The organism is Bradyrhizobium arachidis (genome assembly GCF_015291705.1).
In the GTDB taxonomy this organism is placed as follows: Bacteria; Pseudomonadota; Alphaproteobacteria; order Rhizobiales; family Xanthobacteraceae; genus Bradyrhizobium; species Bradyrhizobium arachidis.
In genome coordinates this window covers 5,938,334-5,962,491 of sequence record NZ_CP030050.1, presented here as the reverse complement: position 1 = coordinate 5,962,491, position 24,158 = coordinate 5,938,334, and the positions used below count along the sequence as shown (strand labels likewise).

The following is a 24,158-nucleotide window of genomic DNA, read 5'->3' as shown; positions in this document are numbered from 1 at the left end:
GCGGCGCATCAGTCCGGAGTTGGCCCTTGATTGTCTTTCGTCTCAAGCGCCTGAACGTCGGTTTTCCGGCCGCGAGCGGACTAGCTATAACCCCAGCGCGACCTCGGCCCATTTCAACATGCGCTCGCTGTTGAGGAACGCCAGCACCGCCGGCTCCAGTGACGCGGGCGCGCCCGGTCCAACCACAGCCGTCGCGGCCACCATGTCGCAGCGCTGATTGAAGGCGAGTGAGAGCGCGGTGTTAGGATTTCCCTCGATGCGATAGGCCCTGCTGCGGCCGCGCATCGGGCCGACGATGATCTCTCGACCGGCACCGGTCGGCGTTGCCTTGCCGATCAACACCAGGTCGCCCATCTGCTCGAGGTCGCCATCGTCGGCGACGCCGGTGGCGCAGTTGCAAAACCCGAGCTTGGCGCGAACGTAGAGCAGGACCTCGCCGCCGCAATCGGCGGCCTTGCAGCGGAACGCCTTGCCTTTCCCCCACGGATCTGCGGCGAAAGGCCAGTCGGTTTCCGTCCACACCGGGCGGATCCCGTCCGACGCTGCCGTTGCGCGCGCCGGATCGCCGGATCGCGATATCCAAACCGCCGCGGCTGCGCAGAGCAGGAGGGTGGCTGCGCTGATCGCGACGAATTTGCTTGTCAGGCGCATGGAAGCCGCCGCGGCACTTTTGCTAATTGCGAGCCATGAATTGCTAATTCTGAGCCATGAACTTTCGTGCGGCCGCGAGGTCCTCCCGCGAGGAGTCGCCATTTCGTGCCATGTCGACGACCTTTGCGTAGTACTGGCGTGCCTTGGCGGCATCACCCGCTTTCTCGGCGGCGTGAGCGGCGCCAATCGTCGCGCCAAAGCGGTTCGGCTCCTTGCGCATGGTGCTTTCGAACGCGGCCAATGCCTCCGTCGCCATGCCGCGTTCGAGCAACATGGTTCCGTAAAGCTCGCGTGCCGGGGCGAGCGGTCCCGGCGTCACGATGGATTTTTCGGTCTTGTCCTCGGCATCAGCGGCAAGGCGCATCGCCTCCAGCGCGTCCGCCTGTTTTCCCTGGGCGTTGAGCTGCCAGGCCGTGGCGACCTGCCGCTGGATGTCGACGATCTCGGCCCAATAGGCGTCCTTGTCCTGCTGCAGCTTGTCCCGCAGCTCCGCCAGCTTGGCGATGTCCGGCGTCGCTGCGTCGGCATTGCCGGATCGCGCGGCGCCGAGGGCGCGGGCGAAATAGGTGATCGCATCGACATAGGCAAACCGGCTCGGCTCGACCTTCAGCGCGGCAGCGCCCTGCCAATCGCCGCGTTCGACCATATAGCGCGCCTGGCTCGCCGCTATCGCGTAGGGACCGGCACGGACGGCCGGCGCATAGCCAGTGGTCGCAACCATGTCCGCGATGACGTCGCGGGCTCGGCTGTCCTGCGCAAGCTGGAGCAGGGCGTAGACCATATAGTCGTCGGCATGCAGCTGCTCGCTGGGGTCCTTGCCCTCCTTGGCGGCCTTGGCTGAACGGCTATTGGCGTCGATGGATTCGTTCCAGTAGCCGACGCGCGTGAAGATGTGCGAGGGCATATGCAGAGCGTGCGGCGCTGCCGGCGCGATCTCGGAATAGCGCTTGGCGGCGTCGAGACCCTGCGCTGCGATCGCCGGATAGTCGTAGAGGTGGATCAGGTAATGCGCGACGCCGGGGTGCCGCGGCTGCCGCTTGAAGATCGGCTCCAGGATGGCCGCGCCCTTGAGCTGGTTGGCATAGGTCTTGTCGTTTGGTGAGGCCGTGACATTCAGCGTGATCGCGTAGGCGATCTGCGCCTCGTCATCATCGGGATAGCGCGCGGCGACGGCTTCGGTTGCCTTGAGATAGGCCTGCGCGCGTTGGCCAAACGTCGTCTTGTCGTCGCCAGAATAGAAGGCCAGCAGCGCGTCGATATAGTCGCGTTCGCGTTCGCTCTTGGCGCCGAGTGCCTTGGCCTTCTGCAGCGCGGCGAGGCCTTCGGCGAGGTTTTCCTTCGGCGCGGGGAAATGCGGATTGTACAGCAGGCTGAGGGCAATGCCCCAATAGGCGATCGCGCATTCCGGATCGGCCTGCAACGTCTCCTCGAAGATCTCTTTCGCGGGCCGGTACCAGAACGAGTGCTGATAGCGCATCCCGCGGTCAAAGCGCCGCTGCGCCACCTCGTTGCAGGTGGTCTGGAAATGAACCTTGCCAAACTGCTCGTCGGTCCCGTCCTCCGCGCGTGCGGCAGGCGAGGCGGAGATCGAGCCGAGGGTAGCGAGGGCGAGAAGAGAGACTGTTCTCAAGGCGAGCGCACGCATCGGCCCCTCCGCTTCTGTTTCGAAAAAATTTGGTCAGATGGCGCCGATAAAAGCCGGGCGCCGAATTTCGTAACTCTGAGATCGACAATGGCAAATTGCGTTGCTGGAAGGATTTGCCCATTCGCGATGCGAGTCAATAGCACGCGGGCGGATTTGCGTTAGGGAAGCACGCCTGTCTGGCTCTCAGCGCGCGCGATCGCAGCCGAAGCGGACTTGGATCACGCCACAGGGCCAATGTGAGGGATTGCAGCTCAGTTCCTTGATCCGTCCGGCGGCGTCAAAGGCAAAAAGCGCGCTCATGACACCGGCATTGGTGAGGTAGGAGATAATGGTCCCGTCGTTGTGCGAGGGATTGAGATCGTCCAACTTGCCTGCCGGATGCTCTCGGAGGCGATCGATCCAATAGGCACGAAGCGCCTCACGGCTCGTAATGGTTCTGACGGCGCAGCCACAGCCGCAATGAACCACGGCATCTTCGGCATGCATGTCCAGGATCGCCTCGATATCGCCGGCACGGTAGGCATCGAGCCAGTCAATCGCAGCCGCCATCGGGTCAAATGACATATTTTCTCGCCCAAATGCCCTCAAAGCTCGCGGTTCCAATGTAACGTTAACCCGCTAAGCCTCTTTCTTCGTTCGATTAATTGTATTTTAATATCTCGCCCGGTCTCGGCCATATGCCGAAGTACATAGATGGCCGGGCCGAGGCAGTGTCCATGTTAGACGTGTCTGCGAACCAAGGCATATTTCAGCGCAACCGTATTGTGATCGTCGATCGACAGCCGATCGTTCTACAGGGGCTGAAATCGATACTCGGAGCACAGCAGGACTTCGACGTTGTCGCATCATGCCGCGATGCGACGAGCGGCCTCGAAGCCATCAGGAAATTGACACCCGACGTCGCGCTGATTGCCGACACCCTGCCAGACCTGACGGTCACCGAGATCCTGTCGATTACGAAGGCCGAGACTGTTCCAACGCGCCTGGTGTTCTTTACCGAGGGCGAAGCCAACCACGAACTAGCCGCCGCGATTGCTGCCGGCGCCTGCAGCGCAATTTCGAAATACGTCTCGCCCGACGCCATGCTGCGACTGCTGCGGCTGTTGACGAAGCATGGTGTGTCGCCCGAGCATTTCGATCTCTCGCCAACCGGCAAGCATGCCGTCGGCGCCGGCAAAATCGAAACGAAGCTGGAGCTATTGACGCACCGCGAACGTCAAATCGTTCGACTGGTGTCGGAGGGAATGTCGAACAAGGAGATCGCGCGCGCGCTAAAGGTTTCACCAGGGACCGTCAAAGTACACCTGTACAATATTTTTCAGAAGCTCGAGGTCACCAATAGGACTGTGCTCGCGGCCCTCGCGTTGTTGAAGCATCCTTCCGGCTTCGGCACGCTCGCGCTGGCCTTTCTGGCTATCGCCATTGCGGACGAACTCAAGGCGTCGGAAGCGAACGATACGCTTCCGGATGACGACAGCATCGGCCACGCGGGAGAGCACGCCGGGCACGAGCAATATGAGCCTTGGAAATATGAGCCCTGGAAAAAAGCCATTCTCCGGCACCTCATCGTCTGGGAAGCCGGTGAGACGCACCTGCTCAGCCAGAGAGACTTTTTGGCCAAGCTGAGCCAGGTCGCGAACGCGCCGGCGGCAATGGAAGCGCTGCGCGCAGCCGAGCAATCTGCGGACTCGAAGCCGTCGAAAATCGACGGTCCTGTTGGATCGGGCGCGCCGCATCTTCCTGCGCCTCTGCAGCGAGCAACCAGCGACACGCAGATGGCCGGTGATCTGACCGCGGATCATCATTTCCCCCGGCTTGCTTCCAATCCGATGTCGATTCCGGGAGGGTATGGCACCTTCGCCACTCTCGCCGGTGCGTTGATCTACGCACTGCACGATCCCCATCACGCCGTGCAGGCGCATGAGCTGGGTCAGGCGTCGATCGAGAGCTTCGTGACCGTCGCCGGAGAGAATGCGACCACAAAACTGGCCGCGATCCCTCATGTCGACGCCAATCATGTCGACAACTCGGCCCCGGGCCTGCCTTCGCACGATGCCCGCCTGTCTTCCGCGCATGTGACCACTGGAAACGAAAGCGTCGCTGCAGAAGACGCTCGGATCCAAGTGAGTCCTGGCGTGAGTCACGGTGCCGAGGGTGATTCACTCCAGAAACCTGTTGGCCTGGTCGACGCCGGTCACGATGCCAGTGTTGACGGACAAAGCCGCGGTCAATTAATGGGCGGCGGCAGCGTTGATGGAAACGTTGTTCATCGCTCCTCGACCGATTCCAATTCTACCTCGTCTCAATCCGCCTTCGATTTCGCTTCCGGGTCGGGCAGGATCAATCTTGCGGCTTTCGGAGCGCTTGCGTGCCTGCATATGACCGCAGCGAGCAAGTCCATACCGCCACATACCCTCGCCTGGATCTACGACGCCGCAAGCAATGAAACGATCGTCTACGTGAATCCGACCGATCATGTCCTTGATATCGGGGATCGCAGCCTGCTGGAAATCCATCTGCAGGGGATTGTGTCCGTCGCGGAATCGGATGTCGTCGACCAGCGAGACGGCGCACCTGTCGCCATCACCTTGGAGAAGCTCGAAGAAGCGCTGACATCGGCAAGCGCCATCGATGAGGCTGTTCTGAGCAAGGACAGTGCCGAGGCCCGCATCGAGGCGAGCGAGAGCACGCTCGGGACGGCTGGAGTTTGGGCCATGCTGGCCGACCGCGGCTCGATGTTCCAGTTCGCGCACACTCGGATCGGCCCAGAGGGAACGGCAAGGTTCAGAACCTCCACGGGCGAGTCGGCGGAAGCAACGGCAGAAAGCAATGGTGCATCTGCCGAACCGGTTCGCGTATCATCGATCGTGCATGCTCATAGCGCGGCGGCTCCGGCGGTTGGAAACGTCACATCGAACAGTGGTCCGATCAATGCGGACACCGGCGTTTCGTCGCCGGGGTTGAACGTGACCGTCCAACCGGGCGTCGCAGTAGCCGACAGCGCGGACCGCGGTAACTCGCAGCACACTTCGGAGCCAGCACCTGCACAGGCGGCGGCCCCGGAAGCGACTGAAGCTGACTCCAAATCGGGCAATGACGTCGACAATGGCGCCGAGGATGACGCTGCGGCTTCGGACGTTCCGCCAGGGTTAGCGAAGAAGGCAGAATCAAGCGGAGCTGAACACGGCAACTCGCGGCACTCAAAATCGACGGATGCGCCTGACGCATCCGAGAACGTTCCGGACGTCGCAAAGACCGACAGCGCGGAACACGGCAACTCGCAGCACGCTTCGGAGAAGGGGTCTGCAAAGGCGGCAGCCACGGAATCGACTGAGGCTGGCGTCAAGCCGGGCAAAGGGGTCGGCCATAGCGCCGAGCATCACGCTGCGGCTTCGGACGTTCCGCGCGGGTTAGCGAAGAAGGCAGACTCAAGCGGTGTCGAACACGGCAACTCGGGGCACTCTGCAAAGGCGCCGGACGTAGCCGAGAACGATCCGGGCGTTGCTAAGACCGCCAGCGCGGGCCATGGTAACTCGCAGCACGCTTCGGAGAAGGGATCTGCAAAGGCGGCAGCCACGGAATCGACTGAGGCTGGCGTCAAGCCGGGCAATGGGGGCGGCCATAGCGCCGAGCATCACGCTGCGGCTTCGGACGTTCCGCGAGGGTTAGCGAAGAAGGCAGACTCAAGCGGCGTCGAACATGGCAACTCGGGGCACTCAAACTCTGCAACGGCGTCGGACGCAGCCGAGATCGATCCGGCCGTCGCAATTGCCGCCACTGCGGGCCATGGCCACTCGCAGCACACTTCGGAGAAGGGGGCGGCAAAGGCAGCAGCCACGGAATCGACTGAGGCTGGCGTCAAGTCGGACAAGGGTGCCGAGCATCACGCTGCGGCTTCGGACGTTCCGCGAGGGTTAGCGAAGAAGGCAGACTCAAGCGGCGTCGAACATGACAACTCGGGGCACTCAAACTCTGCAAACGCGCCTGACGCAGGCGAAATCGATCCGACCGTCGTGACGGCCGCCGGCGCGGGCCATGGCAACTCGCAGCACGATTCGGAGAAGGGCTCTGCAAAGGCGGCAGCGACGGAATCGACTGAAGCTGACTCCAAGCCGGGCAATGGGGCCGAGCATCACACTGCGGCTTCGGACGCTGCGCGAGGGGCAGCGAAGAAGGCCGAAACAAGCGGTGTCGAACACGGCAACTCGGGGCACTCAAGCTCCACAAACGCGCCTGACGCAAGCGAGATCGATCCGACCGTCGTGACGGCCGCCGGCGCGGGCCACGGCAACTCGCAGCACACGTCGGAGCCAGGGTCTGCAAAGGCGGCAGCCACGGAGTCGACTGAAGCTGACTCCAAGCCGGGCAACGGCGTCAGCAATGGCGCGGAGCATCACGATCCGGCCTCGGACGTTGCGGGGGCGGCAGGAGCAGTGAAGACGGCAGAACCGGTCGCCGTGGAACACGGCAACGCGGAGCACGATCTGCATGCAACCTCTGCAAACGCACCGCAAGCAGCCGAGATCGTCGATCCGAGCGTCGCAACCGGCGGCAACGCCGGACGCGGTAACTCGCAGCACGCTTCGGAGCCTGGGCCTGCAAAGGCGGTAGCAACGGAGCCGAGCCAATCCGACTCCAAGCCGGGCAGCGGCGTCGGCAATGGGGCCGAGCAACATGCTCCGGCTTCCGACCCTGCGAGCGCGGCGGCGGCAGTGAAGACGGCAGAAACGGCCGCCGTGGACCACGGCAATTCGGGGCACTCAACCGCCGCGAACACACTGGAAGCAGCCGAAGTCGCCGATCCGAGCGTTGCATCCGGCGGTAAAGCCGAACGCGGCAACTCGCAAAACCCTGCGCAATCTGCTGCAATCGCATCTGACGACGCGCAGCCGGCCAAAGCCGCAGCCGTGACAGGCGGTGCAGATCAAGAACAGGTGTTCCGCTTCGATAGCGAGGCAGCTCCATCCACTCTCGTTGCGATCGTCGCGCCTAAGAAATTTGATGACCCGTTCCATCAACACGTTCCGCCCGGTCAGCAAGCGGACCTCGAGGCGATTGCCAAAATGGTCGCGATTGCACCGGACGAACACGCGAACAACCACGGCAATGGTGGTCCGCATCACGCCATTGTACCTGCGCATCATGACCTTCTGGTTTAAATCTGGAAGATGTCTTTGAATCAGGATCCAGTACTTCAGCGCAGATCGGTCGATGGGATGTGAAGGGGCGGATTACATTACGAGCCTTTGTCAATCTTCACCCAGAGTGCACTCCCCAGCTTCGATGAATTCCTGGCGGCGTACGCCCATGCCGGTCAGCGTGTTGGTGACAGCGCAAGTGCAACCAAAGCCTGCGTAATCCGCTGCGCTTTGGCAACGATCAGCAAGAGCTTCGCGATCGGGCAGGCAGGAACGAGGACTGCTCCTTGCTCGAGCGGCAGACGCCTATCGCGGCCACGACGCCACGACGTTCGCCTTCACGGAGACGGGCAGGGGAAGGCGCAGCCCGCGCGCCAACGCCGGGCGTCTGAATGCGGGCTGCCTTTGGGGCAGCCTGCCAAAATGCGAGAGCGTTTGCACCAGCGCGGATCTGACGGCCGGCTCGACCTTCGCGCAAATGAACCAGCAGACCAGGACCAGCATGCTCAGCGCGATCCATAAGGCCGCGGTGGCATCCAGGCCGGCCTCGACCAGCGTACGAATGATCGCCGAGCCAATGACGTTGTGGGTGAGATAGAGCGGATAGGTGATCAGTCCGAGCGTTCTCAAGTAAGCCGGTGTTTCAGGGGAAGTGGTGCCCGCAGAGCGCCTGCTCCGGTTCGCGGCACGGGCAATCAGGAGCACCGCAGCCGCCCAGACCATGATCGGCACAAGGGCTGATTGATCCGCGATGGCGGGTATGGACGTCAGGAAGAACGAGGCGAAGGAGTAGATCTCTGCGGCGCCTGAAAGACAGGCGACGGCAATGGCGGCCAGCTCGAGCGCCGTCAATTGCCTGTTCGCGGAAATGAATAGCCAGATCCCCAGCGCAAAGAAGCAGCCGTGGGTCAACAGGAATGCCGCGCACGGCACCCGAAACATCAGAATGATCAGATAGGGCAGGTCGGACGGTGTCATGCTCGACAGCACGAGCAGCGCGACGGCGTTGAACACTGCACTGTAGATGGTGAGACCGAAGGCGAGGTGCCGCAGGGTGATCCTCTTCGTGAGCATCGCGCAAAACACGAGGCCATAAAACGCCGTCTCGGCGGCTAGCGTCCAGTAGACCTCGTCGAGCCATTGACCTGTGACGCCCTTCGGCACCATCAGCATGGCATGGACGTAAGGCAGGATGAATTCGGATGCCGGTCCACTCCCGAACAGAAGCAGCACGAGGAAGGTCGCGGTGGCGCATATCCAGACCGCGGGATAGAGCCTGAGTGCGCGGCCAAGCAGAAACGCGCCCGGCGAAGACTGGCTCGCCGAGTTCGCGATGACGAAACCGGAGATGACGAAGAAGATCTCGACGCCGACCCAGCCGAACCATGTGAAGGGCGCGGCGGTCGGGTACAGCACGTCGGCGGCGACGGTGCGCTCGAAGCCTGGGACGCCGATCGAAGCCCAGGCCCAGGACCAGAACATCTGGTGAAAAATGGCAACTCCGAGCGCGGCTGCGAAGCGCAGCGGATCCAGCAACGGCAAATGGCTTTTCACGGGAATGGACCAGGTTCATGCAACAATCCCGCTGGAGATATTGAATCCCTTCATGACGTTCTTTGAGGTGGGTCACACTTGGTCGGCCGGCGCTGCTGTTGCTGAACCGGCCGCCGCAGCCACTCGCTCCAGTGTCGGAGCCGGCGCGGGGCGCGCGGTCGCAAGCGTCCGCTGAGGATGTTCTGCGGACGCCGTGCTGCCTTGTGATCAAGTCTGAGAGAGGCGTGGACTAGCGACGTCCCGGCCGCTTGAGCTCTGCGACCTTGAACCTGTTGCCGGCCTGCAGGCTGCTGCAAAACCAGTGGGCTCTGTTGCGAAACTCGCCCAGGAACACCTTCGTCTCGACGCAATTCTCGTAGGATGTATGGGTGATGGTGTCTCGGCACGTCGGCGAGAAAGGTCCATAGTTCAGGCCGCCGCCCGACTCGCTGCATCCAACCCAGGGCTCTTTGCCGTGTGGGAAGCTTGATGCACAGCCACCGTTGCAACTGCTGGCGCGTGCCTCGAGGCTGGCAATCCTCCCCATCACAGAACCCGGCGCATACGAAGGCGTCCGTGCGACTGAAGACGTTCTTTGGGCGGTTGACGCAGTCCGGCGCGATGACTGCCCCGTGGATGCCGTTGGCTCCTGCCTATGCGGCCTTGCCGCCTGCTTCGGCGCGTCGACCGTAACAGGAGGAAGCGTGGCGCCGGAGCCTGTTGGAATTTGTGACGCTGCCGGAGCGCATAGCAGGATCGTAGACAAGGCAGCGACGGTTGAAGGCACGACAAGGCTTGATGACAATCTCATGACCATGTCCTTCCCGAACCCGGGCCGGAAATGCCGCCCGGTAAGTGCACGCTAACATACATTTGGGATTGCGCAATCGAGGGTTGCGAGGATGTCCGCTCAATAATTCACCATCGAATTTGTCGCTCAAAAAGCCGGCGCGATGCCTGCCGGTGAAATGCCGGGCGGCTCGCCAGGCTTCGGCGTACCGCTCGATCAGGCGACATCGCTGAGGCGACGGGACAGAAATAAAGCGGGCCCATCGGGCCCGCAAAAGTTCTTCAGCGCCCTGCGACCTGCCTGATCCCGGATACGCAGAATTCGACGCGTGTGCAGCTAGCTTGCCGGAGCTACGGACTAGCGACGTCCCGGACGCTTGAGATCGGCGACCTTAAACCTGTTGCCGGCCTGCAGGCTGCTGCAAATCCAGTGGGCCTTGTTTCGATGCTCACCCAGGAACACCTTCGTCTCGACGCAATTCTCGTAGGATGCATGGGTGATGGTGTCTCGGCACGTTGGCGAGAAAGGTCCATAGTCGATGTTGCCGCCCGACTCGCTACATCCAATCCAGGGCTCCTTGCCGCTTGGGAAGCTTGATGCACAGCCACCGTTGCAACTGCTGGCGCGTGCCTCGAGGCTGGCAATCCTCCCCATCACAGAACCCGGCGCATACGAAGGCGTGCGTGTGCCTGACGTTGACCTTTGAGCAGTTGACGCAGTGCGACGTGATGACGCCCCGGCGCTTGCCGTTGGCTCCTGTCGATGCGGCCTTGCCGCCTGCTTCGGCGCGTCGACCGTAACAGGAGGAAGAGTGGCGCCGGAGCCTGTTGGAATTTGTGACGCTGCCGGAGCGCACAGCAAGACAGTTGACAAGGCAGCGATGGTTGAAGGCACGACAAGGCTTAATGATGATCTCATGACCATGTCCTTCCCGAACCCGGGCCGGAAATGCCGCCCGGTGAGTGCACGCTAGCATACGTTCGGGATTGCGCAATCAAGGGTTGCGAAGATGTCTAATCCACCATCGAACTGTTCGCTCAAAAAGCCAGCGCGACGCCCGGCAAAGCGGGTGATCACCTGCGTCAATCCGAACAGCTCAAAATGGCTGATCAGGAAGGTGCTGTAGAGCACGATAAGCCAGCCTAAAGAGCCGCCCGTCATCGCGGTCGCAGCAAAAAGAGGAGATCCGATGTTCCAGACGACCGCAGGCATCGGCTGCCACTGCAGCAAAATCAGGCTCGGGGATCATCCCGCGCCTGCCGGGCGGCTAAAGCGGCCTGACGAGCGATTGCCGCCGCAGCACCTGCATTGAACAATCGCCTGAGCCGCGCGGCCAGCCACAGTATCTTCTTCCTCATGGTCGGCGTCGTCGCCGGCGGGAGGGATGCGAGTGCCCGCAATGAGCCGCGATGGGTCACAACGGCAAACCATCTGGCGGACTGTCGGTAGAGATGAAAATCAGGTGCCCGGATCATGTGGCATCTCCGGTTGAACGATGATTGACCGGTCTCTAAACTCGACTGATCCCTCACGCTTGGCGGAGTTCTTCGGGAGTCGTTTGTTTTTCCTGAATTGCAGACTCGACCACGACGCGAAACGGGAGGCGAGCCTCGGTAGGGAAGCGGGTGATGGTAACAAAATACCGATTTTCGGGTTTTGAGGTCGACCTGAGCCAGCAAGAGCTTCGACGTGAAGGTGCGCCCGTCCACATTGAGCCTCAAGTCTTCGATCTCATCGTTCATTTGGTGCGCAACCATGATCGGGTTGTGAGCAAGGATGAGTTGATCGACATCGTCTGGAATGGCCGGATCATCTCCGAGGCCGCGTTCTCCAGTCGCATCAATGGCGCCCGGCGCGTGCTCGGCGACAACGGAACAGAGCAGCTTTTCATCAGGACGCTGCATCGGCGTGGCTTCCGGTTTGTCGCTCAGGTCCAGGCGATCGAGGGGGCTGATGCCGACGCAATCCGACTCGCTCCGCACCACGGCGCGGCCACCGACGTTCGCCGACAAGCGTCGATTTCCACCGACGTGTCGCATCTCGACGACGTCGTCTCGGAAGCGGTGAAGGCAGAAGCCAATTCACGGTCGTTCATCGCGGTGCTTCCGTTCGCGAACATGTCGAGTGACCCCGAGAACGACTATTTCAGCTACGGATTGACGGAAGACATCATCCGGCTTCTTGCCCGAAACCGCTGGCTTTCCGTGATCTCGCGCCACTCGACGATCGGATTCCAGGGACGGATCGTTGACGCACGCGATGTCGGCGCGCAGCTGGGCGTCAGCTATGTGATGTCCGGCAGCGTTCGCAAGAGCCGCGATAAGGTGAGGATCACGGCGGAGCTAACCCGGGCCGCGGACGGGATGCAGCTTTGGTCCGACAAATACGAACTTCAACTCGAGAATATCTTCGATATCCAGGAGGAGATGGCAAAGCAGATCGCGGCCACCATCGAACCTGAATTGTCGAAAGTGGAGCAGCAACTCGCCGCGCGCAAGGCGCCGGAAAGCCTCGACGCGTGGGATTGCTACCAGCGCGGCCTGTGGAATCTTTGGCGATTTACCACACCCGGATTCGATTCAGCCGAGGACTATTTCCAGCGCGCGATCGCAGCAGATCCCAAGTTCGCACGTGGGCATGGCGCGCTCAGCTACGTCAATATTCAGCGCTCGCTTTATGATGATCCCAGGGATCGGCCAGCGCGACTGGAAACGGCGTTGCGCCAGGCACGTCTCGCCGTGACGCTCGACGAGCTCGATTGCTTTTGCCATTGCGCCCTCGGAAGAGCACTGTGTTTGACCCGCCAGAACGACGAAGCGCTCGCTGCCATCGACACGTCTTTGGAGCTCAACCCAAGTTTCGCGCAAGGATATTTTGCACAAGGCTTCAATCTGCTGTGGTGCGGGCGGGAGCTCGAAGCAGAAGCGCTGCTCGATCGGGCGACAATGCTCAGTCCGCGCGACAGCCATCTGTGGAGCTTTCACCACGTACGTTCGTGGACGCATTTTTCCCTTGGTGAGTACGATATTGCCGTGGAATTTGCTCGAAGGGCGACGAGGCAACCCAATGCCACGTATCGGGCTTTCGCGACGCTGGCTGCGTCCCTTGGCCGTCTCGACGAAAAGGCCCAGGCCAACGCCGCAGCTGCCGAGCTTCTGCAACGCAAGACGGGTTACACAACGCAGACAGCGCGGCAGGAGCTGTTCTTTTGCAACGACCAAGGCTTCATCGATCGTTTCGCCGAAGGACTGGCTGTCGCCGGCATCGCGGGCAGTTGAGGGAAGCAACGCGCGTGGCAAAATAAAACGGGGCCCGAAAGGGCCCCGCAAAAGTCTTCAGCGTCCGCGATCTTACTTGATCTTGGCTTCGCGGAATTCGACGTGCTTGCGCGCGACCGGGTCATACTTCTTCTTGACCAGCTTGTCGGTCATGGTGCGCGAATTCTTCTTGGCGACGTAGTAGAAGCCGGTGTCAGCCGAGGACACGAGCTTGACCTTGATGGTGACCGCTTTGGCCATGTTCTGAACCTCAGAAAATTGGGGAATCTGGAGCCGGCCAAACGGCCCGCGTTGGCCGGCAACCTAGCCAGAAACCGGGGGAAGTCAAGGTTTCGGAGCGTTTTCGAGCGAAGCGGGCACCGGTTCGCGTCAAGAAAACGCGTCAAAAACAAAGAGCTAGAGCCCGGAACGGGGCTCTAGGGCCAAAAACCACTCAAATCGGGCCCATCAGGCCTCAAAGAAGCGGTTTTTCGGCCGCGGAAGGCCGAGATTCTCTCTCAAAGTGGGCCCTTCATACTCTTTCCGGAAAATCCCGCGGCGCTGGAGCTCCGGGACCACCTTGTCGACGAAATCGTCCAGGCCCGCGGGCAGGAACGGGAACATGATGTTGAAGCCGTCGGAGCCGCGCCCGACCAGCCATTCCTCCATCTGATCGGCGATGGTTTTCGCCGTGCCGACGAACGACAGCCCGCCATAGCCGCCGACGCGCTGGGCGAGCTGGCGCACGGTGAGCTTTTCGCGGGTGGCGAGATCGACCATGCGCTGACGGCCGCTCTTGCTGGCGTTGGTCTCGGGGATCTCGGGCAGGGGCCCATCGGGATCGAAACCTGACGCATCGGTGCCGAGGATAACCGAGAGCGAAGCGATGGCGCTGTCGTAATGCACGCGGCCGTCGAGCAGGGCGCGCTTCTCCTTGGCTTCATCGACGCTGTCGCCGACCACGACGAAGGCGCCGGGCAGGATCTTGAGGTGCTCGGGGTCGCGCCCGACCTTCTCCATGCGGCCCTTGATGTCCGCATAGAGCTTCTGTCCGTCGGCGAGGCTGCCGCCGCCGGTGAACACGGCTTCCGCGGTTTCGGCCGCGAGCTGCCTGCCGTCTTCCGACGCGCCGGCCTGCACGATCACCGGCCAGCCCTGCACCGGGCGGGCGATGTTGAGGGGACCGCGCACCTTCAGATATTTGCCGTTGTGGTCGAGCGTGTGCATCTTGGCGGGATCGAAGAACAGGCCGGATTCCACATCGCGTACGAATGCGTCGTCGGCGAAGGAATCCCACAGGCCCGTGACGACGTCGTAGAACTCGCGGGCGCGCTTGTAGCGCTCGGCATGCTCCATGTGGTCGTCGAGGCCGAAATTCAGCGCCGCGTCCGGGTTCGAGGTGGTGACGATGTTCCAGCCCGCGCGGCCGCCGCTGAGATGGTCGAGCGAGGCGAAACGGCGGGCGACGTGATAGGGCTCGTCAAACGTGGTCGAGCCTGTCGCGATCAGGCCGATCCGTTCGGTGACGGCGGAGAGCGCCGACAGCAGCGTGAACGGCTCGAACGAGGTCACGGTGTGGCTGCGCTTGAGCGCATTGATCGGCATGTTCAAGACGGCCAAGTGATCGGCCATGAAGAAGGCGTCGAATTTGCCGGCCTCGAGCTTTTGGATCAGCTGCTTGATGTGACCGAAGTTGAAATTGGCGTCGGGCCAGGCCCCGGGATAGCGCCAGGCGCCGGTGTGGATGCTGATCGGGCGCATGAACGCGCCAAGCTTGAGTTGCCGTTGTGCCATCGCCCCGTATCCGTTCTGGGTGTCGTCCGCAAAGACATAGGGACGCGGAGGAACTCCGCCATTGGGAGGGCCGGGAAGAATTTTTCGTTTTTCGATCAACTCTCAGCACGTTCGCGTCATTCCGAAGCCCGGCGAAGCGGCGCGCCCGGAATCCATCAAACCGCAGACACTGACGGCGAGGGGGGACTACTGCCCCCGCGCCCTTTGATCGAAGGCGCTGAGCACGGCGAGCGTCATCGCGGTGACGCCGGTCTGGATGGTCGGTTTCGGCACCGGGGCGAATTGCGGCGAGTGGTTGCCGGGAAGCGGCGGGCCGCTGCCGTTACGCGCGGCCGCGACGCGGTCGGGCTCATAGACGCCGATGTTGAAGAACATCGAAGGCACGCCGGCATTGACATATTCCGAATAGTCTTCGCTGGTCGTGTTCGCAGGGGTGACGTTGAACTTGTCGCCGAAGGCCGCTTTCAGCACCCGCTCGGCCTGGCCGACGACGGCGGCATCGTTCACCACCGCCTTGGTCCCCTCGTCGAGACGGATTTCGGGCGCGGGCGCATCCGCCATCGCCGCCACTGCCTTCGCCGTGCGCTCGATCCCGGCCAGCATCCTGGCGCGCACCTGCGGCTTGAAGCTGCGGATCGTGCCGATCACCCTGGCCTCGTCGGGAATGATGTTGCCGGCGGTGCCGGCGTGGATCGCGCCGATGGTGACAAGGCCGAATTCGGTCGGGTCCTTCTCACGGCTGATCACGCTCTGCACGTCGATGACGAAGCGGGATGCCATCATCACGGGATCGATGGTCGCCTGCGGTATCGCACCGTGGCCGCCGCGGCCGATAAATCTGATGAAGAGACCGTCGACATTCGACGATCCGACCCCGACCCTGTAGGTCACGGAGCCGTAGGCTCCATTGCCGTCGTGCAGGGCAAATCCCACGTCGGGCTTCGGAAAGCGGGTGAACAGGCCATCATCGATCATGGCCCTTGCGCCTGCGACCTCTTCCTCCGCGGGCTGCGCGATGAACATCAGCGTACCGTGCCACTGGTCCTTGATGCCGACCAGGGTCTTCGCCGTGCCGACCCAGCTCGCCATGTGGATGTCATGGCCGCAGCTATGGGCGACGAAGGTCTCGCGGCCCTGCCAGACCTGCTTGTCGCGGCTGGCATAGGGCAGGCCGGTCTTCTCTTCCATCGGCAGCGCATCGAGCTCGGTGCGAACCATGATGGTAGGACCGTCGCCGTTCCTGTAGATGGCAACAAGACCGGTCTTGCCGACGCGCTCGGTGACCTCGAAACCGATCGCGCGCATCTCGGCGGCGAGTTTCGCCGCGGTCTTCTCTTCCTGGAAGGCGATCTCGGGATGGGCGTGGATGTCCTTGTAGAGCGCATCGAGCTTCGGATAGTCGCTCTCGAAGGAGGTCTCGATCGTCTGCTTCAATCTGGCGACGTCGAGCTCTGCATGGGCAGGCAACGAGAGCAGGCTGCACAACGCGACGGAAGCGAGCAGAGGCCTTGCGAACCGCGTCATCCGACCCTCCCAGTCGTTTAAGCGCCCTTTCCTTCACCTAGCACATCTCGTTGCATCTTGCCGCCATAGAAATGGAAGAACGGCACCGGCGCATCGTGCCGGAGCGGGCCGGTGGCAAGGCGGGTATCGAGCTCGTTGAGCACATTGCGCGTCATCGGATGCAGTTCGGCGAGCGGCTTCGAGCCGAGCTCGACCCAGACCAGCTCGACCAGCTCCGCATCGGCGTGGATGACGCCCTCGACGCGGTGGGTGATCGCGGAGGCATCGGCGGTGAAGAAGCGCGTATCGAAGCGCTTGACGCGGCCGGGCGGGGTGATCGCGCGCGCGATCAAGAACAGGCTGGAGGGATCGGGCAGCAGGCCTGCATCCGCGAACGGCTTCCACGGACCTTCGAGCCTGGCCTTGCCCTCGACCTTGCGCCCGAGGCAGAGGCCGGTCTCCTCACAGGCTTCGCGGATCGCGGCGATCGCCAGCGACTTTGCGCGCGAGGCCGGCGTCTTCGGGCTGCCCTTGGCGAGATTGGCTTCCAGCTCCGCGGTGATCGGCGCAGCACACGGCACGCGGTGATCGTCCTTGTCGACGCGGCCGCCGGGGAACACGAATTTTCCGGGCATGAACACCACCTTGTCGTGGCGCTTGCCGACCAGCACTTTTGGAATGGCGCCGCTGCGATCGACCAGGATCAGCGTCGCGGCGTCCTTTGGGCGGAAATAAGGATGATGGTCAGCTTCCTTGCCCTCGTGGATCTTGGCCTTGTCTTCGGCCTGCGAAATATCCGTCATGTCCTCACCCAGAGCGTTTTTTGCTTATTGCTTACACCGGCGGAATACCATCCGGCGGGTTCTCGTCAAACCCGTGCATGCGCAGAGCCCATTGCAAGCCGACCACAGCTCCCTTGACCGGCTGGAGCAGCCCGAGCGAAGCAAAGAATGTGAAGGGCAGATAGGCCACGAAGGTCAGCCAGACCGGCGTCGTGTAATTGGTCTCGATCCAGAGAATCGCCGGCACCGTGACGTGGCCGACGATGACGATGACGAGATAGGCGGGCAGGTCGTCGGCGCGGTGCGGCGTGAAGTCGAGGCCGCAGGCGCTGCAATTGTCCGCGGTCTTCAGGAAGGCGCGGAACAGCTTGCCCTGGCCGCAGCGCGGGCAGCGGCTGCGAAAGCCGCGCTTCATCGCGGTCCAGACGTCGCGCTTCTCGACGAGACCAGTCTCGCGCGTCCAGATTTTTGGGGCCGTGCTCATTGTCACCACGCGCTGCCCTTCTTGCTCTTACCCTTGTTCTTTCTCTGCTTCTTGCCCTTGCCGGACTTTTGCTTCTCCGGCTTGCGTTTTCTCTCCGGGCTGCGTCCCGGATGCGCCTTGGCGGATTTGCGCTGGGCGCGGAACGGCCGGCGCTCGCGTGGGCTGCTCTCGCTGTCCGAGGACAGCAGCTCGAACCGCAGCGCGCCTGCGATGGGGGCCGCTTCGATCAGGCGGACATCGACGACGTCACCGAGCTGGTACATGGTGCCGCTGCGCGTGCCGACCAGCGCGTGACGGCCCTCGTCATAGTTGAAATATTCCGTGCCGAGGGATCGGATCGGGATCAGGCCATCGGCGCCGGTCTCGGAGAGCTTCACGAACAGGCCGGCGCGGGTGACGCCGGAGACTCGGCCCTGGAAGCTGGCGCCGATGCGGTCGGCGAGGTGATGCGCGATCAGGCGATCCACGGTCTCGCGCTCCGCCTTCATCGCGCGGCGCTCGGTCAGCGAAATATGCGCGGCGACCTCGCCGAGGCTCTCCGGCGTCTCGCTGTCGGGCAGGGCGCCTTCGCCAAGGCCGAGCGCGCGGACCAGGGCGCGGTGCACGACGAGGTCGGCGTAGCGGCGGATCGGCGAGGTGAAATGCGCGTAGCGGCGCAAATTCAGGCCGAAATGACCGTAATTCTCCGAGGAATATTCCGCCTGCGCCTGGGCGCGCAGCACCACCTCGCTCACCAGCGGGTAATAGTCGTGGCCTTCGAGCTGGGCCAGCACGCGGTTGAACAGGGTGGGGCGCAACGCGCCTGATTTGGTGAAGGGGACGTCGAGTGTCTCCAGGAACTCCGCGAGCGCGTGCACCTTCTCCAGCGTCGGCTCGTCATGGACGCGGTAGATCAGCGGGAGCGATTTCTTCTCCAGCATCTCGGCCGCTGCGACGTTGGCGAGGATCATGAACTCCTCGATCAGCTTGTGCGCATCGAGACGCTCGGGCACGACGACGCGGTCGACCGTGCCGTCGCTCTTGAGCAGGATCTTGCGCTCGGGCAGATCGAGATTGAGCGGATCGCGCTCGTCGCGCGCGCGCTTGGCACAGGCGTAAGCGGCGTAGAGCGGCCTCAGGATCGGATCGAGCAGAGGGCCGGTGGTGTCATCGGTGCGGCCGTCGATCGCGGCCTGCGCCTGTGCATAGTTCAGCTTCGCCGCCGAGCGCATCAGGATGCGATGAAAACTGTGCGAGCGCTTGCGGCCATCGGGGCCGATCACCATCCGCACCGCGAGCGCGCCGCGCGGCTCGCCCGGCACCAACGAGCAGAGATTGTTGGAGATGCGCTCGGGCAGCATCGGCACGACGCGATCGGGGAAATAGACCGAGTTGCCGCGGTCGAGCGCGTCGCGGTCGAGCGCGGTGCCCGGCTGGACGTAGAAGCTGACATCGGCAATCGCGACGTTGACGATGAAGCCGCCCTTGTTGTTGGGATCCTCGTCGGCTTGCGCATGCACCGCGTCGTCGTGATCCTTGGCGTCGGGCGGATCGATGGTGACGAGCGGGACGTCGCGCCAGTCCTCGCGTCCCCTAAGGTTGGCGGGCTCGGCGGCTTCCGCCTCGCGCTCGGCGGCGGAGGAGAATTGCAGCGGGATCTCGTGGGCGTAGATCGCGATCAGGCTGATCGCCTTCTCCGACTTGACCGAGCCGAGCTTCTCCTTGACCCGGCCGGAGGCGAGGCCAAAGCCGCGGGTGCGGACGATATCGACGCTGACGAGATCGCCGTCCTGCGCGCCTGATGTATCTGTCCTGGCGATATTCAGCTCGCGGTCGGCGAACTTCTTGTCGACGGGGACGAGCCGTCCGCCGCCTTCGGGAAGGCTGCGGAACACGCCGAGGATGCGGCTCTTGGCCTTGTCGATGACCTTGATGATGCGGCCGCGATAGGCCGGGCCTTCGTCCTCGTCGTTGCGTTCGACGCGCAGCAGCGCGCGGTCGCCGACACCGGCGGCGGTGCCGGGCTTGGCCCGGCGCGGCATCTCGATGATGATTTTGGGCGGCTCGCCGCTCTCGACCTCGTCCCATTCGGCGGGGGAGGCGATCAATTCGCCGTCGGAGTCGCGCCCCGTGATGTCGGCGAGCAGCGTCGGCGGCAGCGCGTCCGGCTCGGACACCTTGTGGCGTTTTTTCTTGATGATCCCGTCGTCGGCGAGCTCGCGCAGCATGCGCTTGAGCTCGACGCGATCGGCGTTCTTCAGGCCGAACTCGCGCGCAATTTCGCGGGTTCCGACCTTTCCGTGATTTGCCTTGATGAAGGCGACGATGGCTTGCCTGTCGGGAAAGCCATGGTCATGCTTGCGTTTCACTTAACCTCTAATTCTTGATCTAAGTCTTGCCGGCACTCTTCTTGGCCGGAGCCTTGGCGGCGGCGGTCTTGGTCGGCGACGTTTTGGCGGTCGACGACACGGCAGCGCGCGCCTTGCTGGTGGATTCGGTTTTGGATTTGGCCGCGGCTTTCTTCGCGGCCGGCTTCTTCTTCGGCGCGGCGTCCTCGCCGTCCGTGGCCTTCTCTGTGGTCTTCTTGGCCTTAGCCGGCTTGGCCGCCTTCTTGGCTTTCGCCTTGCCGCCGCCCTTGGCGGCGCGCTCGTCGATCAGAGCGATTGCCTGCGGCAGCGTGATCGCGTCCTTCTCGATCTCGGCCGGGATCGTCGCGTTGATGCCGCCTGCGGTGACATAGGCACCGTAACGGCCGCTCTTCACGGTGATCGTGCCGAGCGTCGGGTGATCGCCGATCGCCTTGCCGGGATCGGCGCCGAAGCGCCGGCTCGGGCCCTTGGCGACCTTCTCGGCAATCAGCGTGACCGCCCGGTTGAGGCCGATGTCGAAGACCTCGTCGCCGCCCTCGAGGCTGGCATAGGTCTTCTCGTGCTTCACGAACGGCCCGAAGCGGCCGAGGCCGGCCGTGATCGGCTGGCCGGTCTCCGGATGCTTGCCGATCTCGCGCGGCAGCGACAACAGCTTCAGCGCAAGCTCGAGGTCGACATCGCCGGGCGAGGTGCCCTTCGGGATGCCGGCGCGCTTCGGCTTCTCGCCTTCCTCATAATCCTTCTGCTCGCCGAGCTGGATATAGGGGCCGAAGCGGCCAGCCTTGACCCAGACATCGCGGCCCGTATCGGGATCCTGGCCGAGCGAACGGTCGGCGGTGGTCTCGCTGTCGGCGGCGAGCTGACGGGTGTAGCGGCATTCCGGATAGTTCGAGCAGCCGACAAAGGCGCCGAACTTGCCAGCCTTCAGGTTCAGCCGGCCGCTGCCGCAGCTCGGGCACTGCCTGATATCGCCACCGTCCGCGCGAGGCGGATAGATGTGCTGGCCCAGCATGTCGTCGAGCACGTCGAGTACCTGCGCGACGCGCAGATCCTTGATATCGTCGACGGCGCCGATGAAGCCGGTCCAGAAATCCTTCAGCACCTGCTGCCAGGAGATCTCGTTGTTGGAGATGCGGTCGAGCTGCTCTTCGAGGCTGGCCGTGAAGTCGTATTCGACGTAGCGCGCGAAGAAGCTTTCGAGGAACGCGACCACGACGCGGCCCTTGTCCTCGCCGTGCAGGCGCTTCTTCTCCAGCTTGACGTAGCCGCGGTCTTTGAGGACCTGGAGGATCGAGGCGTAGGTCGAGGGCCGGCCGATGCCTAACTCTTCCATGCGTTTGACGAGGGATGCTTCCGAGAAGCGCGGCGGCGGCTCGGTGAAGTGCTGGGTGACGGCGAGCGACTGCCGCTTCAGGGCGTCGTTCGGGCTCATGGCCGGCAGGCGGCGGGAGTCTTCGTCCTCCTCGTCGTCGCGGCCTTCCTGGTACAGTGCGAGGAAGCCGTCGAACTTGACGACCTGGCCGGTGGCGCGCAGCTCCAGCGTGCGGCCGCCAGCCTTCGCCGTGATGTCGACCGTGGTGCGCTCCAGCTCGGCCGATTCCATCTGGCTGGCAATGGTGCGCTTCCAGATCAGCTCATAGAGCCTGGCCTGGTCGGCATCGAGCTTGCGGCTCATGCTGTCGGGGCGGCGGGAGAGGTCGGTCGGGCGGATCGCTTCGTGCGCTTCCTGGGCGTTCTTGGCCTTGGCCTGGTACTGGCGCGGGGCATCCGGCACGTAGGCGTTGCCGTAATCCTCGCCGATCACCTTGCGCGCCTGGGTGATCGCCTCCGGGGCGATCTGCACGCCGTCGGTACGCATATAAGTAATGAGTCCGGTGGTCTCGCCGCCGATGTCGATGCCTTCATAGAGGCGCTGGGCGATGCGCATGGTGTGCGCCGGCGCAAAGCCGTATTTGCGGCTGGCTTCCTGCTGCAGCGTCGAGGTAGTGAAGGGCGCCTGCGGATTGCGCCGGGCCGGCTTGGCATCGACCGCGGTGACGGCGTAGCTCGCCAGTTCCAGCGCCTTCTTGAAGTCCTCGGCTTCCGCGCCGGTGCCGATGTCGAGACGCTGGATCTTCTTGCCGTCGGCGCCGACGAGGCGCGCCTCGAAGGCGTCGCCGCGCGGGGTGAGCAGGGTCGCGATCAGCGACCAGTACTCGCGCGGCACGAATTTCTCGATCTCGAGCTCGCGGTCGCAGACGAGGCGCAGCGCCACCGACTGCACGCGGCCGGCCGAGCGGGCGCCCGGCAGCTTGCGCCACAGCACGGGGGAGAGGGTGAAGCCGACGAGATAGTCCAGCGCGCGGCGCGCCATATAGGCATCGACCAGCGCGCCGTCGATCTCGCGCGGGTTCTTCATCGCCTCCGAGACCGCCTGCTTGGTGATGGCGTTGAACACCACGCGCTCGATCTTCTGATCCTTCAGCGCGCGCTTCTCCTTCATCACCTCCAGCACGTGCCAGGAGATGGCCTCGCCCTCGCGATCAGGGTCGGTGGCGAGAATCAGGCGGTCGGCGCCCTTCAGGGATTTGGCGATATCGTTGAGCCGGCCGGCCGCCTTGGGGTCGACCTCCCAGATCATCTTGAAATTGGCGTCGGGATCGACGGAGCCGTTCTTCGCGGGCAGGTCGCGGACATGGCCGAACGAGGCCAGAACCTCGTAGGACGAGCCCAGATACTTGTTGATCGTCTTGGCTTTCGCCGGCGACTCCACAATGACGATATTCATGTAGTTCCAGTAACTTACGGGAAAATCTTAGGCCGAAAACGAAAGGACTCGGGTCGGCCGTTTCGATCCGAACATGGGTGGTGAGGCCCTCGCTGTCAAATCGAGGGGTGTTGAGAGGGTTCCAAATGGGAAAAGTTTCATATCGAGAAAGTTGCAAAATACCACCTTGGAGTTGCGCGGGATCGGCGTAAAGTTCCTCCGGGGCATGGATTCGGGGTGGGGTCGGGTGACGAAGCCGGGACGGAAACGGGCGCGCGCCGCATCGCGCGCGCCGACACGCACGCGCAACGAGGAGCCGGGGGAAGGTGGGGCCGATGAGGCGGTCGCCTTCATCTCCGAGCAGGCCGGCGCTTTGCGCAAGCTCGCCGAGCGCCACAAGCTCGACGTGCTGCATTATCTCCTGGGGATGACCAAGCTGGAGGCCGACGAGCATTTGCGCCTGCGGAGCAAGCGCAAGCTGTCGTGAGGGTGGGCTCACTTGCCGCCCCGTCATCCTGAGGTGCGAGCGGCACGATGCGGAGCATCGCGCCGGGAGCCTCGAAGGATGAGCGGCCCCGCCGCTGCAGCAGGGCCGTCGCTCTTCGAGGCTCGCCGAAGAGGCGAGCACCTCAGGGTGACGGTGAGAGATACGGGGCGCTGCTCTAACCCCGTCATTGCGAGCGCAGGGAAGCAATCCAGAAGTCTTTCCGCGGCCGGCAGTCTGGATTGCTTCGTCGCAAGGGCTCCTCGCAATGACGGTGCGGCTAGCAGTTGCGGCTTGCCATTTTGGCCAGTCTTCGGCCGAGATATTCGGCCGTGCTGAGGTCGCTCGGCGGCAAGTCGTCGTCGATGAGGTGTGTCGCCAGGCCGAGTTGGCTGCCCAAACGATTACGGCCGCCAGGATCCTCTCCGCCCGGAATATCCAGTCCGCACCAGAGCATGCCGTGCTGCGCAGCCAGAATGGAAAAGTAGGTCAGCGTGTGCAGTTGATCGCCGCTCGCGCAGGCACCCGTCGTGAAGCCGCCTGCGATCTTGTTGGTCCAACGCTGCTGGCTCCAGCGGTCACTTGAAGCGTCTGCGAAGGCTTTGAATTGAGCCGCGGCTCCGCCCATGTAGGTCGGGCTACCAAATGCAACTGCGCTGGCGTGGTCGATCGTTTCAAATAGGCTTTCATTCTGGAAGCGGCCTGACACGATGTCGTCGCCCGTGATGCGACAAAGCGCGACGTCCGCTATGCCATCCGCTCCACGCGCCACCGCATGCGCGAGCTTCTCGGTGGTGCCGGTGATGGAGAAATAGACGATGGCGAGCAGAGGCATGGCGGTGCCGCGTTGCGGTATCTAGCTATCTTCGGCGCTGACTGTATTTTGTACAAGTCCCTCCGCGTCGTCATTGCGAGCGCAGCGAAGCAATCCAGAGTCTTTCCGCGGTGGCAGTCTGGATTGCTTCGCTGCGCTCGCAATGACGGTGTGGTGGCAGTTGAGCGC

General features: G+C 63.2%; 16 protein-coding genes. 3 read left to right on the top strand and 13 right to left on the bottom strand.

Features of this window, described 5'->3' with window-relative positions; translation table 11 throughout:
• Nucleotides 1–84: 84 nt before the first annotated feature.
• The 3 genes from WN72_RS27875 to WN72_RS27865 form a co-directional block, all read right to left on the bottom strand.
• The gene (locus WN72_RS27875) at nucleotides 85–651 is read right to left on the bottom strand and encodes a hypothetical protein (RefSeq protein WP_092218875.1); all 567 of its coding nucleotides are present in this window, start codon (nucleotides 649–651) and stop codon (nucleotides 85–87) included.
• Between the two features lie 43 nt (nucleotides 652–694).
• Entirely contained in the window at nucleotides 695–2,296 is a 1,602-nt protein-coding gene (locus WN72_RS27870; RefSeq protein ID WP_092218873.1) for a tetratricopeptide repeat protein, read from the bottom strand.
• 183 nt (nucleotides 2,297–2,479) lie between these two features.
• A complete protein-coding gene (locus WN72_RS27865; RefSeq protein WP_092218871.1) occupies nucleotides 2,480–2,860 on the bottom strand; it encodes a nuclear transport factor 2 family protein in 381 nt (126 codons plus the stop codon).
• Nucleotides 2,861–3,012: 152 nt separating this feature from the next.
• Between WN72_RS27865 and WN72_RS27860 the strand changes: the two genes are divergently transcribed.
• Nucleotides 3,013–7,455 carry a LuxR C-terminal-related transcriptional regulator gene (locus WN72_RS27860; protein WP_092218893.1) on the top strand — a complete coding sequence of 1,481 codons (4,443 nt, stop codon included), beginning with the start codon at nucleotides 3,013–3,015 and terminating at the stop codon, nucleotides 7,453–7,455.
• A gap of 285 nt (nucleotides 7,456–7,740) precedes the next feature.
• Here the strand turns inward: WN72_RS27860 and WN72_RS27855 are convergent, their stop codons facing one another.
• Both WN72_RS27855 and WN72_RS27850 read right to left on the bottom strand, forming a co-directional pair.
• Nucleotides 7,741–8,988: an acyltransferase family protein gene (locus tag WN72_RS27855; RefSeq protein WP_092218869.1), complete on the bottom strand. Its 1,248-nt coding sequence runs from the start codon at nucleotides 8,986–8,988 to the stop codon at nucleotides 7,741–7,743.
• Nucleotides 8,989–10,726: 1,738 nt separating this feature from the next.
• Nucleotides 10,727–10,969 (bottom strand): hypothetical protein, encoded by a 243-nt coding sequence (locus tag WN72_RS27850; RefSeq protein ID WP_167381084.1) that lies wholly within the window; start codon nucleotides 10,967–10,969, stop codon nucleotides 10,727–10,729.
• A gap of 416 nt (nucleotides 10,970–11,385) precedes the next feature.
• On the opposite strand from WN72_RS27850, the gene WN72_RS27845 reads away from it, so the two are divergent.
• Complete coding sequence (locus WN72_RS27845) at nucleotides 11,386–13,035, top strand: winged helix-turn-helix domain-containing tetratricopeptide repeat protein (RefSeq protein WP_092218867.1); 1,650 nt, start codon at nucleotides 11,386–11,388, stop codon at nucleotides 13,033–13,035.
• Nucleotides 13,036–13,107: 72 nt separating this feature from the next.
• Here WN72_RS27845 and rpmG read toward each other — a convergent pair whose 3' ends face one another.
• The 7 genes from rpmG to topA all read right to left on the bottom strand — a co-directional run bounded on the left by rpmG (nucleotide 13,108) and on the right by topA (nucleotide 22,692).
• Entirely contained in the window at nucleotides 13,108–13,275 is a 168-nt protein-coding gene (gene rpmG / locus WN72_RS27840) for a 50S ribosomal protein L33 (RefSeq protein WP_007603295.1), read from the bottom strand.
• Nucleotides 13,276–13,482: 207 nt separating this feature from the next.
• Entirely contained in the window at nucleotides 13,483–14,808 is a 1,326-nt protein-coding gene (locus WN72_RS27835; protein ID WP_092218865.1) for an LLM class flavin-dependent oxidoreductase, read from the bottom strand.
• 186 nt (nucleotides 14,809–14,994) lie between these two features.
• On the bottom strand, nucleotides 14,995–16,332 hold the full coding sequence (locus WN72_RS27830) for an amidohydrolase (protein ID WP_092218863.1): 1,338 nt from the start codon (nucleotides 16,330–16,332) through the stop codon (nucleotides 14,995–14,997).
• A 17-nt stretch (nucleotides 16,333–16,349) separates the two neighbouring features.
• A complete protein-coding gene (locus tag WN72_RS27825) occupies nucleotides 16,350–17,114 on the bottom strand; it encodes an NUDIX hydrolase (RefSeq protein ID WP_027559645.1) in 765 nt (254 codons plus the stop codon).
• Nucleotides 17,115–17,145: 31 nt separating this feature from the next.
• The gene (locus WN72_RS27820) at nucleotides 17,146–17,586 is read right to left on the bottom strand and encodes a DUF983 domain-containing protein (RefSeq protein ID WP_027559644.1); all 441 of its coding nucleotides are present in this window, start codon (nucleotides 17,584–17,586) and stop codon (nucleotides 17,146–17,148) included.
• A complete protein-coding gene (rnr, locus tag WN72_RS27815; protein WP_092218861.1) occupies nucleotides 17,580–19,925 on the bottom strand; it encodes a ribonuclease R in 2,346 nt (781 codons plus the stop codon). Before rnr ends, WN72_RS27820 begins: the two co-directional genes overlap by 7 nt.
• Before the next feature lie 19 nt (nucleotides 19,926–19,944).
• Entirely contained in the window at nucleotides 19,945–22,692 is a 2,748-nt protein-coding gene (gene topA, locus WN72_RS27810) for a type I DNA topoisomerase (protein ID WP_092218860.1), read from the bottom strand.
• 226 nt (nucleotides 22,693–22,918) lie between these two features.
• Here topA and WN72_RS27805 point away from each other — a divergent pair, with 226 nt between their 5' ends.
• Nucleotides 22,919–23,158: a hypothetical protein gene (locus WN72_RS27805; RefSeq protein WP_027559641.1), complete on the top strand. Its 240-nt coding sequence runs from the start codon at nucleotides 22,919–22,921 to the stop codon at nucleotides 23,156–23,158.
• A 277-nt stretch (nucleotides 23,159–23,435) separates the two neighbouring features.
• Here WN72_RS27805 and WN72_RS27800 read toward each other — a convergent pair whose 3' ends face one another.
• Complete coding sequence (locus WN72_RS27800) at nucleotides 23,436–23,990, bottom strand: flavodoxin family protein (RefSeq protein ID WP_092218857.1); 555 nt, start codon at nucleotides 23,988–23,990, stop codon at nucleotides 23,436–23,438.
• Nucleotides 23,991–24,158: the final 168 nt, after the last annotated feature.